The 16,095-nt window shown below is 41.5% G+C and carries 17 protein-coding genes, 1 tRNA gene and 3 pseudogenes; 8 read left to right on the top strand and 13 right to left on the bottom strand.

Features of this window, described 5'->3' with window-relative positions:
• The first annotated feature begins 248 nt into the window (after positions 1 to 248).
• Entirely contained in the window at positions 249 to 1,697 is a 1,449-nt protein-coding gene (locus CUR83_RS11410; protein WP_284719678.1) for an alanine/glycine:cation symporter family protein, read from the top strand.
• A gap of 91 nt (positions 1,698 to 1,788) precedes the next feature.
• Here CUR83_RS11410 and CUR83_RS11405 read toward each other — a convergent pair whose 3' ends face one another.
• The 5 genes from CUR83_RS11405 to CUR83_RS11385 all read right to left on the bottom strand — a co-directional run bounded on the left by CUR83_RS11405 (position 1,789) and on the right by CUR83_RS11385 (position 6,985).
• Positions 1,789 to 3,327, bottom strand: a complete 1,539-nt coding sequence (locus tag CUR83_RS11405) for a reverse transcriptase domain-containing protein (RefSeq protein WP_284719677.1) — start codon at positions 3,325 to 3,327, stop codon at positions 1,789 to 1,791.
• A gap of 462 nt (positions 3,328 to 3,789) precedes the next feature.
• Positions 3,790 to 4,122 (bottom strand): protein tyrosine phosphatase family protein, encoded by a 333-nt coding sequence (locus tag CUR83_RS11400; protein ID WP_071003008.1) that lies wholly within the window; start codon positions 4,120 to 4,122, stop codon positions 3,790 to 3,792.
• Positions 4,123 to 4,195: 73 nt separating this feature from the next.
• A complete protein-coding gene (locus CUR83_RS11395; protein ID WP_058025715.1) occupies positions 4,196 to 4,522 on the bottom strand; it encodes a protein tyrosine phosphatase family protein in 327 nt (108 codons plus the stop codon).
• 225 nt (positions 4,523 to 4,747) lie between these two features.
• A complete protein-coding gene (locus CUR83_RS11390; protein ID WP_284719676.1) occupies positions 4,748 to 6,457 on the bottom strand; it encodes a SulP family inorganic anion transporter in 1,710 nt (569 codons plus the stop codon).
• Between the two features lie 54 nt (positions 6,458 to 6,511).
• Positions 6,512 to 6,985 (bottom strand): ArsR/SmtB family transcription factor, encoded by a 474-nt coding sequence (locus CUR83_RS11385; RefSeq protein WP_284719675.1) that lies wholly within the window; start codon positions 6,983 to 6,985, stop codon positions 6,512 to 6,514.
• 182 nt (positions 6,986 to 7,167) lie between these two features.
• On the opposite strand from CUR83_RS11385, the gene CUR83_RS11380 reads away from it, so the two are divergent.
• Complete coding sequence (locus CUR83_RS11380; protein WP_284719674.1) at positions 7,168 to 8,040, top strand: MBL fold metallo-hydrolase; 873 nt, start codon at positions 7,168 to 7,170, stop codon at positions 8,038 to 8,040.
• A 139-nt stretch (positions 8,041 to 8,179) separates the two neighbouring features.
• Positions 8,180 to 8,617: a thioredoxin gene (gene trxA / locus CUR83_RS11375; protein ID WP_212564187.1), complete on the top strand. Its 438-nt coding sequence runs from the start codon at positions 8,180 to 8,182 to the stop codon at positions 8,615 to 8,617.
• 143 nt (positions 8,618 to 8,760) lie between these two features.
• Here the strand turns inward: trxA and CUR83_RS11370 are convergent, their stop codons facing one another.
• The 4 genes from CUR83_RS11370 to CUR83_RS11355 form a co-directional block, all read right to left on the bottom strand.
• Positions 8,761 to 9,162 carry a hypothetical protein gene (locus CUR83_RS11370; RefSeq protein ID WP_071003013.1) on the bottom strand — a complete coding sequence of 134 codons (402 nt, stop codon included), beginning with the start codon at positions 9,160 to 9,162 and terminating at the stop codon, positions 8,761 to 8,763.
• Between the two features lie 185 nt (positions 9,163 to 9,347).
• A complete protein-coding gene (locus tag CUR83_RS11365) occupies positions 9,348 to 9,707 on the bottom strand; it encodes a SirB2 family protein (RefSeq protein WP_071003014.1) in 360 nt (119 codons plus the stop codon).
• A 60-nt stretch (positions 9,708 to 9,767) separates the two neighbouring features.
• Positions 9,768 to 10,088, bottom strand: coding sequence for a BolA family protein (locus tag CUR83_RS11360; protein WP_284719673.1), 321 nt, complete (start codon positions 10,086 to 10,088; stop codon positions 9,768 to 9,770).
• Positions 10,089 to 10,315: 227 nt separating this feature from the next.
• On the bottom strand, positions 10,316 to 11,128 hold the full coding sequence (locus tag CUR83_RS11355; protein ID WP_071003015.1) for a M48 family metallopeptidase: 813 nt from the start codon (positions 11,126 to 11,128) through the stop codon (positions 10,316 to 10,318).
• Between the two features lie 583 nt (positions 11,129 to 11,711).
• On the opposite strand from CUR83_RS11355, the gene CUR83_RS11350 reads away from it, so the two are divergent.
• Positions 11,712 to 11,786, top strand: a tRNA-Gly gene (locus CUR83_RS11350).
• A gap of 241 nt (positions 11,787 to 12,027) precedes the next feature.
• On the opposite strand, the pseudogene CUR83_RS13410 reads toward CUR83_RS11350, so the two are convergent.
• The 4 genes and pseudogenes from CUR83_RS13410 to CUR83_RS11335 form a co-directional block, all read right to left on the bottom strand.
• Positions 12,028 to 12,213, bottom strand: a pseudogene (locus CUR83_RS13410) (integrase core domain-containing protein); the annotation flags it as partial.
• Between the two features lie 12 nt (positions 12,214 to 12,225).
• Positions 12,226 to 12,402: pseudogene (locus CUR83_RS11345) on the bottom strand (DDE-type integrase/transposase/recombinase); the annotation flags it as partial.
• 108 nt (positions 12,403 to 12,510) lie between these two features.
• Positions 12,511 to 12,756 (bottom strand): annotated as a pseudogene (locus CUR83_RS11340) (hypothetical protein); the annotation flags it as partial.
• 191 nt (positions 12,757 to 12,947) lie between these two features.
• Positions 12,948 to 13,133 (bottom strand): transposase, encoded by a 186-nt coding sequence (locus CUR83_RS11335; protein WP_342021340.1) that lies wholly within the window; start codon positions 13,131 to 13,133, stop codon positions 12,948 to 12,950.
• A gap of 572 nt (positions 13,134 to 13,705) precedes the next feature.
• Between CUR83_RS11335 and CUR83_RS11330 the strand changes: the two genes are divergently transcribed.
• The 4 genes from CUR83_RS11330 to CUR83_RS11315 all read left to right on the top strand — a co-directional run bounded on the left by CUR83_RS11330 (position 13,706) and on the right by CUR83_RS11315 (position 16,074).
• On the top strand, positions 13,706 to 14,065 hold the full coding sequence (locus CUR83_RS11330; protein ID WP_071003016.1) for a hypothetical protein: 360 nt from the start codon (positions 13,706 to 13,708) through the stop codon (positions 14,063 to 14,065).
• Positions 14,066 to 14,394: 329 nt separating this feature from the next.
• Complete coding sequence (locus CUR83_RS11325) at positions 14,395 to 15,123, top strand: BLUF domain-containing protein (protein ID WP_284719670.1); 729 nt, start codon at positions 14,395 to 14,397, stop codon at positions 15,121 to 15,123.
• A gap of 4 nt (positions 15,124 to 15,127) precedes the next feature.
• Positions 15,128 to 15,661: a GTP-binding protein gene (locus tag CUR83_RS11320; protein ID WP_284719669.1), complete on the top strand. Its 534-nt coding sequence runs from the start codon at positions 15,128 to 15,130 to the stop codon at positions 15,659 to 15,661.
• Positions 15,662 to 15,669: 8 nt separating this feature from the next.
• Positions 15,670 to 16,074: a roadblock/LC7 domain-containing protein gene (locus tag CUR83_RS11315; RefSeq protein ID WP_143007412.1), complete on the top strand. Its 405-nt coding sequence runs from the start codon at positions 15,670 to 15,672 to the stop codon at positions 16,072 to 16,074.
• The last annotated feature ends 21 nt before the right edge of the window (positions 16,075 to 16,095 follow it).

Raw genomic sequence — 16,095 nt, 5'->3', positions numbered from 1 at the left:
TAATATTAGAAGAAAAAGCCACCTTAATTGAGGTGGCTTTTTTTTGCGTTTTTATAGGAATTTTTCTATAGAATAGCGCCTAAAGTTTAAAAACCAGTCATTTTGATGAGTGAACAAAGCAATTTCTCTTGAAAAATGTCATCATCTACGTTACAAATGCGCCATTTTCGTTACAAATATGGGTCTTAGATGCGATAATAAGCCCAATAAAACCTATCATAGCGTCACGAACTATAAGGAAAATAGGCATGGAATATATAGAATCTTTTTTTGCCCTAGTCGGGGATCTAACATGGGGCTGGGCACTCGTGCCTATGTTAATTATTTTTGGTTTATTATTTACCATTGTGGGCAGGTTCGCTCAGTTTACATATTTTAAACGTATGTTCCGTGTATTTAAGACGGACGAAGTAGGAGACGACGGCATTTCTGCCCGTCAGGCGTTGCTTGTTTCGATCGGCGGACGTGTTGGCGGTGGTAACATTGCTGGTGTTGCCGTTGCAATCTCTTTAGGTGGTCCCGGTGCAGTTTTTTGGATGTGGGTTGTGGCACTCATCGGCATGATGACCAGTATTGTTGAATGTAGCTTGGCTCAGCTTTACAAGCGCAGAGACAATGATGGTAACTTTCGCGGTGGCCCTGCAACTTATATTTTACACGGTTTAGGTAAAGATTATCGTTGGCTCGCTGTCATTTATGCTATTGCTTTACTACTGTCTTTTTCCATTGGATTTATCGCATTCCAAGGTAATACAGTAGCAGGTTCCGCGCTTGAAAGCTTCGGGATTGATCGCTGGATATCAGGTGCGGTACTGGTGGTTGCGGGTGGATTTATCGTCTTTGGTGGTATCCAGCGTATTGCAAAAGTCGCTGACGTTGTGATTCCTGTGATGGCGCTGATTTACATTGGGATGGCACTAATTATCATCGTGTTGAATATCGCCGATCTGCCTGCACTGATGGCAATGATTGTCAAAAATGCATTCGGTATTGAATCCGTCGTTGGTGGCGGTATCGGTGTGGCGATTGAGCAAGGCATGAAGCGCGGCCTGTTCTCTAATGAGGCAGGTTTGGGTTCTGCGCCTAACATTGCCGCCACTGCTTATGCCACGCATCCAGTCAGTCAAGGTATCTCGCAGTCACTGTCGGTATTTATCGATACCATCGTGGTCTGTAGTGCCACGGCATTTATGATTTTGCTCAGCGGTGTTTATCAGCCAGGTGCCGAAGTTGATGGTATCGTACTCGCGCAGCAAGCGCTCACCGCGCAGCTGGGTAATTGGTCTCAGTATGTGTTGACCATCTCGCTACTATTATTTGCATTAAGCTCTATCATGTATAACTACTACATGGGCGAAAATGCGATCAACTTCTTGGTTAAGAAGAATACTAAAACGGCAACCTTGGTGTTGCGTGTTGTGGTGGTTGCGATCTTATTCTTGGGCGCAGTCGCTCCAGCAGCTACCAGCGTGTTCTTCTTCGCCGATCCATTGATGGGCGTACTGGCACTTGCCAACTTATTGGCCTTGATTATGCTGTTCCCGCGTGCCAAGCGCTTACTTGACGACTTTGCCCGTCAATTAAAATCAGGCGTCAAAGAGCCGTTATTCGATGCGCAAGAGTATGAGAAATTAGATCTCGATCTGAGTGCATGGGGCAAAAAAGCAGTAAAAGAGGCATTAGAGCAAAAACAGTAAAACGTTATACTCGAAGTCTTATCAAATAAAAAACCACTTTAGCTTGGCTAAAGTGGTTTTTTTTGTGACTAAAAATATATTAAAAAATTATTTAATAAGGTTTTTTAGATTTCTCAATCTCTTTGTGTAGGTTCTTCCAGTGATTCTTAATTTGCGAGTCAATCTTACTATAACTACTCATCTTTGCATGAGCTTTTTTCGCATAGGTTATATAATTACCCCAATTTATTATATGCTTATCAGGATGCCACTGGTTTGTAGTACCTTGTATACGTTTATATTTCACGCAGCGTTTGGAGCCAATATAAGAATATCTTTTATATAGTCTTCTTTTGAATATTTCACCTTTAGTATCGTTGTTTATCTTACTGCTATAAAAGCCACTTCTTCGTACACCTTTTTTCATTTTCCGGTAGTAGTTAGCTAAAGAGCTTGTCTTTAAACGGACATATTCACCGTCAAAACTAAAACCAAGATACTCAAAATTTCTATTCGCGCTATACGGGGTTATCTTACCATTAAACTCTTGCTTACAAATTATCCTACCTTGATAATGAGAAAAATGAAAAACTTGTGTTTTATCCTCATGAATATTTAATTCTATATTTCTAATGTTTTCTTCAAAAAGCTGAATAATATCTGACTTTTTATCTGATGGACAGATGACAATCATATCATCAGAGTAGCGCCTATAAAGCCCACCGATTTTTGATATCTCATTGTGAATTAACTCATCAAAGTTCAGCATATATATATTTGCCAATATTGCGCTAATAGCAGAGCCTTGACATATACCAGTAGTTATAATCTTTCCATTGACTCTTTTACTTGTTCGTATGAGACCTTTTCTACGAATTTCATGTATACCTTGCATTTCACAATATGCAACAGCATTTTTATTATATAGATGTTCAATACGTTCTATAGATTTTTCTATCAAGCTACCATCTTTTTTTCTTACTATAACTCTATTTTTAAATAGATTAAAAAGGTGGCTTTCTTCAACATAAGAAAATCTAGTAATATTTTTGAAAAGGTTATAGTGGTCAGCTGGCAGCTGATCTGTTTTAAGAACATCGCACCATGTTTGCTTAAGAATTCTATGACTTAAACTAGGAAAGAAATCTTTGATATCAAAAGCTATAGCAACAACGTCACCGTTAATATCCACCTGATTTTTAATATATCTGAAGACCTCATCCGCAAAATCAATATTATTTCTCTTTGAATTTTTTTGAATGATATCAGGATTTTCTCGTGATTTGCGATAAGCAGTAACTACTTCACTAAGTGACTTTTCTTCTAGTATTTCATCATAATGGATATTTAGTATATAAGAGTAGTAGGCATAAATATTTGAATCTAAATTATTCGCATAATAGATATCTCTGTTCTTTCTACTTCTATTAGTACGTCTTCTACTATTTATTGATTTTCCATCACTATCATAATCTTTTCTATACCGATTCGTAGATATGATTTTGTGAATGAATGGAGCAAAACCGTGGACAGCTATTTTATCTCTGTTTTTTATATATGATATGGTCTGTCGGCGACTTTTAGAAGGGTATCCAATATGAGGGTATTTTTTAATCTTGTACCAGTCGTCTATATTATCTTTATTTTTCATAAAATTACGAGGCGTATTTGGAGTGAAGGAACGGGGCTAGCATTTTTACGCAAGAGCGATTGATGAAAACGTGATGAAACTGTTCTGCCGTCACCATAAGAGGTAACGCCCCTTTTTTTTGGAAATAATAACTTTCATGCTTACGGAGATTGTCGCTATGATGCTTCAATACCTTATTACACTAATAGTACAGAATATCTGTGCTAACTGCTCACAATATGATATTAGTTTAACTGAGGTAGCTTTCTACCCAGCAGCGATCTTTACAGATGCTTAAATTCAGAACCAGACTTAAACCAATTGCTGTTTCCTTCACTAGACTAAATTTATCATACCCTTGATTTATTTACTAACAAAATTGAACTTGTCTAAATGTACAAACAAAAAAACGCCCATCCAAATTTTGGACAGGCGCAGCTGATCACGGTATGCGGCGACTATATATGCGCGTAAAGGCGCGTGTTAGTCGTCTAACAAATCCATTTGCTTGGCGGCTTCATAGATACCGTTTGAGCGGTTACCCGTACGGCAAAAGATAAGCATTGGCTGCTCAGCTTGGTTAAAGAAATCTGCAAATGCTTCGACATGCTGCTGCGTCAAGCCATTACCTGAGAATGAAATCTCTTTATAAGCAAGTCCTGCTTCTTTAGCAGCAGCTTCAATCTCTGCACTGGTTGGCTGATTTGGTTCTTCACCGTCAGGACGGTTGTTGATAATGGTTTTAAAGCCATTTTCGGCAATCATAGGGACTTGGTCAGGGGTGATCTGTCCCGTAAAGCTAACTTCATGGCTCATAGGAGCTCCTTTTTTATTGGTTGAGTTGGTGGTGTAAAATACATTTATGATTGAGCCAAAGCGAGCAATATGACTATAGCAAGCCCTGCATCAATGCGCTTTGATACAGCAGTTTGGCGCGTGCGCCCGTACCGCAAAACATCAATATGGGCTTTGGCATCGCATGATAAAACTCAGCAAACTGCTCTACGGTCAGCATACTCAAGCGCTCATCATCGAATGGTAGATGATGATAGGTTAAGTTTGCTTCTTTTGTAGCAGTTGCCAAATCACAGCTGTTAGGCTGTGTTTCGATCTCAGCGTCTGGACGTATATTGAGTACTGAGCGATAGCCAAGCTCGGCAATTTTGATACATTGGCTTGGATAAATTTGCTTATAAATCGTTAGGTCATCGGTCATAAATAGCTTCAGTTATCGTTATTAATATATATTTATTATTGAGCTCGTGGCAGAGATGATAAAAATAAGGTCATGCATTGTTGAGACTGAAACGACGGGTGATATGTGTTTATGTACCATTAGCCTATGTTCAGTCAATCTAGCATAACACAGGCTCTATCATAGCGATATTGTACGATAGACGACAGTAGCGATTAAAAGCGCGGTACAAAAATAATGACGCAGCTAAATGTCTTTCAAGGCATCGACGGCATCTAACGTACTGAGATATACCTGCCCTGACAGCTCACTAATGAGCGGGGTCTGCCCGATGATATCCATGACAGGGCCCTTAATAAAACTAAAATGTAAGCGCTTGTTTTGCAGCGCAAGCTCTTTATTTAAGGTACTGAGCATCTCTTGTGCTGTCAGATCAATATGATTGACCGCGGCCATGATCAAAATAATTTCCTGCGCTGCTGGATATTGCTGCATGGCATTTAGAATACGGCGGTGTACCGATTCACTATTGCCAAAAAACAGACTCTCATCGATACGCAGCATCAATAAATTGTCAAAAGTCACCACATCGTGACGATTGATATTGCGAAAGTGTCCGGTACCGCCCAGCTGTCCCACGATGGCGACATGTGGCTTGCTTGATTGCCAGATGAGACTGGCGAATGACACCATTAGCCCAATAACCAAACCCGTATTTAGCCCAAATATGAGCACACCGACGAACGCTGCTAAAAAGCTAGCTCCATCCAAGCGATCGCGTTGCCAAGCAGACTTTAAAGTCGCAATATCTATCAGACCAATGATAGAGGCCATGATGGTTGCACCGAGTAACGCATAAGGCAAGGGTGCAAGTGCATTACTAAAGGCAATCAGCGCGGCAATCATTACCAGCACCGTCACAAGGCTGGCAAGGGGTGTGTTTGCTCCAGAATCTGCATTGATCGCCGTGCGTGAAAAGCCACCTGCGACCGCAAAGCTCTGGAACAGTCCGCCAGATAGATTGGCAAGACCAAGACCCGTCAGCTCATGGTTGGCATCGAAGCTCTCACCGCGCAAGCGTGCGTAAGTACTGGCAACGGAACTGCTAGAGACAAAAACAATTAGTGCCATCAATCCTGCGGTCGGCAAGAGTTTGAGCGCTTCTTGTAGGTCGGTCATATGCGGTAGTGTAAAGCTGGGTAGACCATGCGGGATACGACCAATGGTCGCAACCCCTAACGAATTCCAGTGCAATAGAATACTTAGAACGATAGCAATACCCAGTAAAACCAATGGAAATAAACGTTCGGCCCATTTGGCATACGATGATGACAGCCACGTTCGCCATACCCATTGACTCGCATAGCGGTTAGCGACCAAAAGTACAAACGCGATAATACCAATCACTAAGGTCAGCGGATGCACCTGACTGGCATAGCACTGCATGGTAGATAAATAGCCAACCAAGCTGCTACCAGCGATAGGTATCGCCATCAGATACTTCAGCTGACTGACAAAGATAAGCACTGCCGCGCCGCTCACAAACCCTGCTGAGACGCCGCGACTGATAAACTGCATAATCCAGCCAAGCTTTAGCCGCCCTGCAATCCACAGCAATGCCCCTACCATTAATGCCAATAAACTCGCCATCAGGGCATACTGCTCTGTGCCTTGCTCAGCATAAGGCAGTAGACCACTGGCCGTCATGATGGCAGTGATCGCGACGGGCCCAACAGCTTGTACGTTGCTAGAACCAAGCCAAGCATAGACGAGTACAGGTACGATCGCAGAATACAGACCATACACGGGCGGCAGACCAGCAAGTACCGCATAACCTAGGCTTTGTGGTATCACCAGTACGCCCACCACCAGTCCTGCGACCAGATCAGTCGGTAATGCTGTGAGCTGGTATTGGCGCAGCCAAGTAGGAATCAGACGTGCAGCGATAGAAGACATATTAATACATCACCAAGATAGAAAGCAGTATAAAACAGTCAGGCGAGTACGGCATTATTCGGTTTTGGCACAAAATCTCTGATAAAGCAGATCTAATACGGCTAAAGCATCATCACTTGCGATACGATAGTAAATTTGCTTGCCCTCACGGCGAGTGGCAACCAGCTCATCCTTACGCAAGATACCCAGTTGCTGCGACAAGCTTGGCTGTCCAACACCAACCAACCCCTCAAGCTCACCGACGCAGTACTCACCTTGTGTCAACTGACAAAGTAAAAGTAGGCGATCAGGATGAGAGAGCGACTTTAGTAATTGGCTGGCCTGCATCGATGCTTGTTGCATTTGTTTGGCAAGATCAATAGATGAAAAGTCGGCGCTATCAGAGGAGGTATCATGGTTAGCGCTGTGAGTAGATGTACTCATTGATGAAGTAGAAGTAGCCAGAATAAGCTCCTTATATAATAGGGCAGTCACTACCATATTATTTTTAATAATATATGGTTGATTATCAATGATATCGCGCCACATAGCAAGATATCATTATTTACATTATATAAATTGATAAAATGTATTGCAGTTGCTATATTAGTAATAACAAATAAATCGTAATGATAAGCAATCATTATATACGACTCAATATCATACTTAAGCGTTAATTGAATATAAAAACCACATTGCCACAACACTCATAAATAGACAAAGAGGCAGCCATGCAAGTTCATTCTTTCTTAGACAGAGACACAGAAACCTACACACATGTACTGGCTGATGTCGAGCAGCAGCTATGTGCCATGATTGATCCAGTATTAAACTTTGATGCAAAATCAGGTAGGACGAGCACAAGCAGTGTTGACGAGGTCATTGAGTTCGTACGTGAGCGCGGTTGGGCGCTGAAATACATTATTGAGACGCACGCTCATGCGGATCATTTATCGGCGGCGATCCATGTCAAAGAAAGCCTTGGTGGACAATTGGTCATCGGTCAGCACATCACTGAAGTACAAAAAATATTTAAGCAAATCTTTAATTTTGATACCAGCTTTCGCACGGATGCCAGTCAGTTTGATATTTTGACAGACGACGGTCAGACGTTAGCGCTCGGCAGTATTACAATCACAGCCATGTATGTGCCAGGTCATACTCGTGCTGATATGGCTTATGTGGCGGCTGATAATGAGAAAACAGTGGTCTTCGTCGGCGATACGTTATTTGCCCCTGATGTGGGCACGGCTCGTTGTGATTTCCCAGGCGGTGACGCAAAGACGCTTTATCGCTCTATTCAAAAACTGCTCGCACTCCCTGAAGATACCGTGATGTACTTGTGCCATGACTATCCGCGTGAGAGTCGCCAGCACTGCCCAACGACTACCGTTGCTGCCCAAAAATTAGGAAATATCCATGTCAAAGACAGTATCAACGAAGCAGAGTTTGTGCAAATGCGTGAGCGCCGCGATGCGACCTTGGACATGCCGCGTCTGATTATACCAGCGGTACAAGTGAATATTGATGCGGGGAACCTTCCCGCGCCAGAGGACAACGGTACGCGCTATCTAAAAGTACCTATCAATGTCCTTGGTGAATAAATCAAAGCGTGTCATGACTAAAAAATATGATATATCGTATCGGGCTGTAGGGTAGGCACTTATCTATAAATGACTATGCTAAAATTATTGATACAAACCGATCGAGACACTCCAGAACAATTAAAATAGGACACAGATAATGAGTGAACACAGTTTTCATTTAGTATGCCTGCATTGCCAGGCCACCAACCGTGTTCCGGCTGCACGGCTAAGCGCTGCACCGAAATGCGGTAAATGTAGTCAATCATTATTGACCGCAAGCCCGCATGAGCTTAATGCACAAACGGCCAATAAGGTTATCCAAAAAAACGACGTATTGACCATCGTAGATTTTTGGGCGAGCTGGTGCCAGCCGTGCATTATGATGGCACCAGAGTTCAAGACGGCTGCTGGTCAATTGCCGCAGGTAGTGTTTGCCAAAGTACAGACGGATAAATACGAGCAAGCGGCAGCCCCTTATAATATCCGAAGCTTACCGACGATGGTTGCTTTTAGAAATGGTAAGGAAGTCGCGCGTCAGTCAGGCGCACTACCAAGCAATCAAATCATCCAGTGGGTGCAAAGCCTGCAGGCGTAGGGCTTAGTAAAGTAAGTAGTATTACTCAGATTAGATTATGACTCATCAAAGTTATAGCCATAAAAAAGCCAATATGCTGAGCGCGTATTGGCTTTTTTGTTATGTCACGATTCTATCTTAACGAGAGTGCAGATCGCTAAATCTTATTCACCATAAATCTTGATGCCATTGGCAAAACTACAACGTTGAATACGGGCAGATTGGACAATCGCATCGCGCTCACCATAGAGCCGCGATAACTTTGCGTCACGCGCTTTGGTATTATTGCTTTTGCCAACCCCAAAGCTAATATTGGGAGAGATACCCCAGCGTCCTGCAGAAATCCCCACGCCCACGCCGGACGCTGCAAAAGTAGATTGCTCATTGCGCGCCGCTTCGACATAACGGTTGACGCGATTGTATTCTTGGCTCAATGCTTGGCAATCATAGTTTTGATAAGTGCTGGGCGGCACATATTGCGGCGTGACATTGCCCGTAGAGGCACAGCCTGAGAGCGCAAAAACGCCAACTGTTGCCAGTAGTGTCGCTTTGGTAAACGTTTTCATAGTGGCTCCATTAAGCTAAGTAATTGTATTTATATCTATTTAAGATAGCAAAAATAGCATGTTTAAGATATTGAAAAAATATAAATGGTTAAATATTTTACGGTCTTATCAATACGTCTGCTTGTGCGATAGCAATACAATATTTACTCAAAATATTAAAGCGCTGCTACAACGACAATTGCTTATCAGAATAGGTTGGCGGGTTTGACAAAGGCGAGTATTACAATGCCAACATATGCGATAGCTGAAATCAGGATACCTGTTTTGCTCTGAGTGGGTGTCGCATGGGCATTAAAGGCTTTGATGCTTGAGCTAATCGCTGCGATAAGTAAGATGATTTTGGCAAATACCCACTGTACAGGCGCATTAACACTCATCAGTTGCATGAGCATGATCGCACCTGACAGGATCAGTAATGCATAGATAATATGAGTGGCGATTTTGACCACGCGTGGCGCGCGTCTATTTGCGCTGAGCACTAAGTAGCTCTGATATAAGAACAGCACAATGGTCAGTACTGCCATCAGCATGTGTAGATGTTTCATCGAATATTGCTCCTGCTAGAACTGCATTATATGGGCTTATTTAAAACATTTTATTGTCAGCTATTTATTTTGACCCGCACATAATGGACTGTCAGGGCTTTGACCTTGCCACTCTGTCGGTGTATAACCATGAATGGCTAAGGCATGTACTTGACCGCCTTGTGACGTCAATAAAGGCGTAACCAATCCATATATTAGCTGGTGACGCCCGACCAGTCGCTTGCCCTCGAATGCCTCACTGACAATAGTGAGCTTAAAGTGGCTTTCTTTGCCTTCGAAATAGCCAGCATGGGCCATTGACTCATTGATTAGTTCAATGTGCTGCGGCTCTAGAGCCTGTAGTTTGGCATGAAGTGCATCGGCGGTAGGTGTAGTGCTCATAACAATCCTTCAATGTATATTGCGCAACTCTATTAGGCAATCTGCAAATGATATCTATCGGCATTATAGCAGACATAGAAACCAGTATAGCGCGCGTTTTAAGACCTCTTAAATTGTGACAACCATAAATAGTAAAAGTAAAAAGCAAAGCACAGCTCAGAGTCTGTACTTTGCTTTTTGGTATTTGCGCACTTCATGAGTCGTAGCTTAATACGCTAAGTCACGTGTTAACGACGCGCCTTTTGATACAGTGGCATTACTTTTGGCATCAATGATTGTAGCTCCGCGATACGGCTGCTGCTCGTTGGGTGAGTGCTTAGGAATTGAGGCGGCTCGCCTTGGCTCGCACGCTGCATTTTTTGCCATAAAGTAATAGCGGCCTGCGGGTTATAACCTGCGCGCGCCATTAACTCAAGACCAATTTGATCGGCTTCGCTCTCTTGGGTACGACTGTGCGGACGGCTCAAGCCTAGATCGCCAGCAACGCTTGCTAGCTGCGCTTGACCTTGTGATAGACCAAAGATACTAGCAGCAACACCGATACCTGTTTGGGTCGCGTATTCGCGTGAGATGCGTTCACGTGAGTGCTCACGTAATGCGTGAGAGATTTCATGACCCATGATCGCAGCAATCTCATCATCAGTTAAGTTCAGACGGTCAATAATGCCTGAGTAAAACATAACCTTACCACCTGGCATAACAAAAGCATTCAACTGATCAGATTTGATCGTGTGTACTTCCCATTTCCATCTTGCTGCATCTGCACGATAAACACCCACTTGACCAACCAAACGATTAGCAATGTTTTTCAAGCGATTCAATTGGGCGGTATTGGTATCTAATACACCTTTTGATCTTGCATCTTGCAGTGTCTTCGCGTAGCTCTGTGCTGACAGTTGCAATACTTGCTCGCTAGAAACCAACAATAACTGCTGACGATCGACGCCGACGGCACCAGTATTGGTCGTACTGGTACAACCAGTCAATGTCAGCGCGGACAATGAAGCCGCCATCACACCAGTGGTCAATAGTTTTTTCATAAAAAGCATCCTCTCGATAAATGGTAAAAAGAAAAATCAAACAAAGTAAATCTCGTTGCAGCAAGTAATGGCGCTATTTTTTATGGCTCTTTATCGACGTCCAATCACCTACTAAGACAGTAAAAGCCTGTTAGAGCTATCATTGTAAATAAGTATAATAATGTTAACCAAGTAAAACCAAGATAGGAAAAGTAACAATAGAGCGTATGATTGTAAGTGAAATAGACATTGTTCATAATGAAGTAACGTTTTGCTTTTAGTGATAGCAAAAAAATTTATAATCTTTTACAAACGTGACGTAAGGTAAACTATGGACTGATAGGGTTTAACCGAAGTAGTAGGTATCAATGTCAGAGGATAAACCTTAAAGTGCTATTATTAATATGAAATAATTTATATTTTTCTAAAAGAAATTCCGTTTTTAAATCAATTGCTTATGTGGTATTTTCTCAAAAACGAAGGTCTGGACTGGAAATATCAGCCATAATTTTTAAAAAAGGTGTTGACACCCACAGAATATTTGCTAAAATAGCCAGCCTATCGAGACGGAGTAGTTGTTAACAACACGATGATTCGATAATAAGCGGGAATAGCTCAGTGGTAGAGCATAACCTTGCCAAGGTTGGGGTCGAGAGTTCGAATCTCTTTTCCCGCTCCAAATATGGCTTGAAAAAGCACAAAAAGCCTCACTTTATAGTGAGGCTTTTTTTTATGCGTAAAATCCGACTTAGCGCTACTTTTTAGATAAATAATGGAAGATAAAGTACAGATCGACGCTCTATGGAAAGAAGAGAATATAGCAATAGCTGTCATGGGTGCTATGCACTAGGCGTATCAACTTAAATACTTGAGTGCTTTTGTAAATACCCCATTCTTAACACAACATCATCGTAGAATAACTAAGCCACCTGCCTGTACTCAGCAGGTGTCATATCATTAAGTGAATCATGGGGTCTTTCGTTGTTATAAACCTTGATCCATTCCTCAGTCAGTTGAGTAACTTCATTTAAATCATTGAATAAATAACAGTCTAAAACCTCATTGCGGTAACTGCGATTAAACCGTTCAATATAAGCATTCTGATAAGGACAGCCAGGCTAGATATAATCAATATAGATGCCATGAGCTGATGCCCAATCAGTGAATACGCTGGATGTAAACTCACTGCCGTTATCCACACGAATTTGCTTAGGATAGCCATGCCACTCGGCTAGCTGGTCAAGGTAACGAATTACTCGGAGTGAAGGCATACTGGTACCAATATCAATGCCTAATATAGTCAATCCACTATAAAAGCGTTACAGCGTTAACCTTGCTTGAAGTATGACAGATACATCTGCACTCGGCTGCCTTGTACCACTCTCAAATTGGATCAACTATACTTCACGGTTGTAATCATCAATCACATTAAAGGTTCGAAAGCGAATAGTGTTGTGTAGTCTGTCGCTCATAAAGTCCATAGACCATGTGTGCCCTAATGTATTTGGCACACTTAGCGGCTGGGGGTTACGTGCTGGTAGCCGTCTTTTAGACTTACGGCGTAGGTCTAAGTTTAACGCGGTATAAACACGGTGTACTCGCTTATGATTCCATTGATAGCCAAGCTTACGTATGCGTTTAAAGCACTTTGGGAAACCCCAACGATTGTGCTTGTCAGTAAGCTTGTTTAAGACATCAATAATCTCACTATCATCAGATAGCTTAGGCTTATAGTAGTAAGCGGTTCGACTTATGCAGACAACCTGACAACTCACTGCAATGCTGACATCATACTGCGCCTGTAATTCTTGCGCCCAGACTTTGCGCTCGGGTACAGGCGCTATAGCTTTTTTATGATCTCTTCGGGCATTTGCGCTTTAAGGCTTAAATCAGCATACATCTGTTTAAGCCTACGGTTTTCTTCTTCAAGCTCTTTTAGTCGTTTGACATCAGAGGCTTCCATACCACCATACTTGGATCTAACTTCGCTATCACTTCGTCTTGCGTCACTAAAACAGTCTCCCAGACTGTTTCTTAACGTTCCTCATTATAAGAGTCGAGCTAGCAATCCCGTATTTACGACACAGCTTTTTAGCAGGTATCCCAGCGTCTTCTTCTTTTAATATCGATACGATTTGGGTCTCAGTCATTCGTTTGCTCATATCAAAACTCCTGCTGGTATTTTAGCAGTTAGTTTCTACTTTTAAGTGTTATTATTTTTTGGGGTGATTACCATTTAACGTCAAAAACATAGTTTCTAGGCTCTAAAATATAATCATTATCAATTAGTATGATTTTTCCTACCTAGTGGTCGTTATTTCTCCTTGAATGGTCAAGTAGAAATGTGACCTGACCCCGTATATAGAATATAATAACAGTCACTACGGAAATTTGTTTACGATTACGCTATAGTTCCTGTACCTAAAAATACATTTAATTATTCGTATTCAATTATCATAATTCCTTAAGTGCAAGTAAGCATATTTAAGTTATACTAATGTTTATATAGTCAATTCAGCTTAGCATAATTTGATATTGCTCGATTATGCAAGTGTCTCTAATCGAGAATTATCTCAACACAGAAAAATAGGAAAAAGTATGTCAAATATCAATGAGTCTTTACAAGAGTTAATGGATCTTGATGGTGCGATGGGTGCCTGCATTGTGGATTATATGTCAGGTATGGTGTTAGGCACGATTGGTGGCGGTGTCGATCTTGAGCTGGCTGCTGCTGGTAACTCACAAGTTGTAAAGGCAAAAGTAGCAACGATGAAATCACTAGATATCAAAGGTGAAATCGAAGATATGTTGATCACACTAGAGTCTCAGCTACACATCATTCGTCCGACAGCCAGTCATGAAGATTTATTTATCTACTTAGTACTTGATAAATCAAAAGCGAACCTTGCATTGGCACGCCGTAAAGTACAGTCAATCGAAAGCAAACTAGAAATATAATTTGGCCAAAATCAATTGAGCCAGTCACTATAGTAAAACCATTATAAAATGGTATAGCAAGATTAAACGCTATTTTTCGCAGCCTCTAGAGACGCAGTCACAGCAAGCAAGAAAAGTAGCGTTTAATCGAGCGCGTTTCCTATGCTGTATCAATTTTATTGAGGCTCTACTATAGTTTATTGATTCTGCCTTATTACATCTGATGTATTACCTAGGATACACAATAAGGTCAAATTCGTTATATACAGTATGTATATAACGAATTATTAATTTATATATAATTATAAGAACTTAATTAAGTTTTAGATGTTCTATCAAATGGTGGCAAAATGAAATGTATTGCATACGTCAGCAGAGTGCCTATCAAAGATCGCAGTATTCGTATGCCTAGTGGGTTATCAGACATCATTAGCGTCTCTAGTAAGAATAATCCACAGTCACACATCACAGGCATCATATCCTATCGTGAAGGGCAGTATCTTCAGGTGCTGGAAGGTCCTGATATTGAAGTAGATAGACTGATGGCTAAGATATCATCTGATACTAGGCATGAAAATATCTGGGTTTTTCTGAATAAAAGTGTAACTGAACGTAGCTTTCGTAATTGGGGCATCAGCGTGTTCGACTTTGTGGATCAAGGCACTTTTTTTGATGATTTTATTGAAAAAAATAGCGTTGTCTTAAACAGTTTCGATGAGCAGCAAACAAAACGTATTCAGCCATTTTTTGATATACACAAGTCTAATACCGCCTCCCAAAAGGATTATAAAGGTAAAAGTCTCAAATTATTGGCTTGGCCTGACCTAAATCATGTCAGTAATCCTCAAATGATTATGGATTTATGTGTCAAACTGACAAAAAAACCTTATCCGTTTGATACATTGGTCGCTAGTGGTGAGTTTGGTTCGTCTCCTCAAGTCACAGAAATAATCAATGGGTTTGATCAATCAGGTATACTGAGCGTGACAGAGACACAGCCGTTAGACGAGCCAAAGGTTAATGAAAAAAAGCCTAATAAGTTTTATGGCGCGATCAAGAAATTCTTAGGAATGAGGTAAAAAATTGAATTATCAGAAGTTAGCTATCATTGGTGAAGTAGGTGCTGGAAAAACTCGAATGGTTAAGACGTTGAGTGAAATCAGCCCTTTTGAGACAGAGGCAAGATCGAGTATCGATATTGGTAAAGAGTACACGACTGTCGGTATTGATTATGGCAGAATTACTTTATCTGATGATATGGCACTAGGTATCTATGGAGTTCCAGGTCAAGAGCGTTTTTCTTTTTTGTGGGAATTTGTCAACCACTCTTTGTGGGGTTTGCTCATCTTAATCAAGCATGGCGAGACGCCTGGTTATGCAAATTTAGATAAACTGCTACACTTTTTTGCACCAGCAAAAAAGCAGACGACCTGTATCGTTGGTATTACTCACTGCGAAGATGCCGATAAACAAAGCGTGGCTGTGCTCGGACAAGAGATCAGAGTCATGCTGATGGAACACGATATAGTCGCGCCTGTGATCAATGTAGATCCAAGAAACAAAGAGTCCGCTGTGTCTCTATTATCATTATTTAATACCCTGAACAATCAAGGTTGATGTTAGATATGACTACACAAAACGAAAAATCACCTGCAAAAATAGCACTTTTGGGTCACATGAAAGCGTTGTGTGAGGCCAATAGAGAAATCGTATTGGTCAGCTTATGCACCACAGATGGTTTTCCTATTAGCTGCTTCTCGATCAAAGAGTTGAGCAACCAATCTGACAAGTTTGCGGCGATGAGCAGTACGCTATCAGCGCTCAGCGACTCATCAGCTGCCCAGATGAAACAAGGTAAGTGCGATATCACAATCGTTGAAGCCACGTCTGGCAATATGCTATTTGTCAAAACAGACTATATCGGCAAACCATGTGTATTGACCGTTGTGGCACAAGACAAGATGGCATTAGCAGAAGCAAGATATAAGACTAAGAAGCTGATTGGTGAAATCTCATCTATTACCGAGTAACGTGAAATTATTGCTAGTAGA

The sequence above is a fragment of the Psychrobacter pocilloporae genome (assembly GCF_029872915.1).
In the GTDB taxonomy this organism is placed as follows: Bacteria; Pseudomonadota; Gammaproteobacteria; order Pseudomonadales; family Moraxellaceae; genus Psychrobacter; species Psychrobacter pacificensis.
This window is presented reverse-complemented; position numbering and strand designations above follow the sequence as displayed.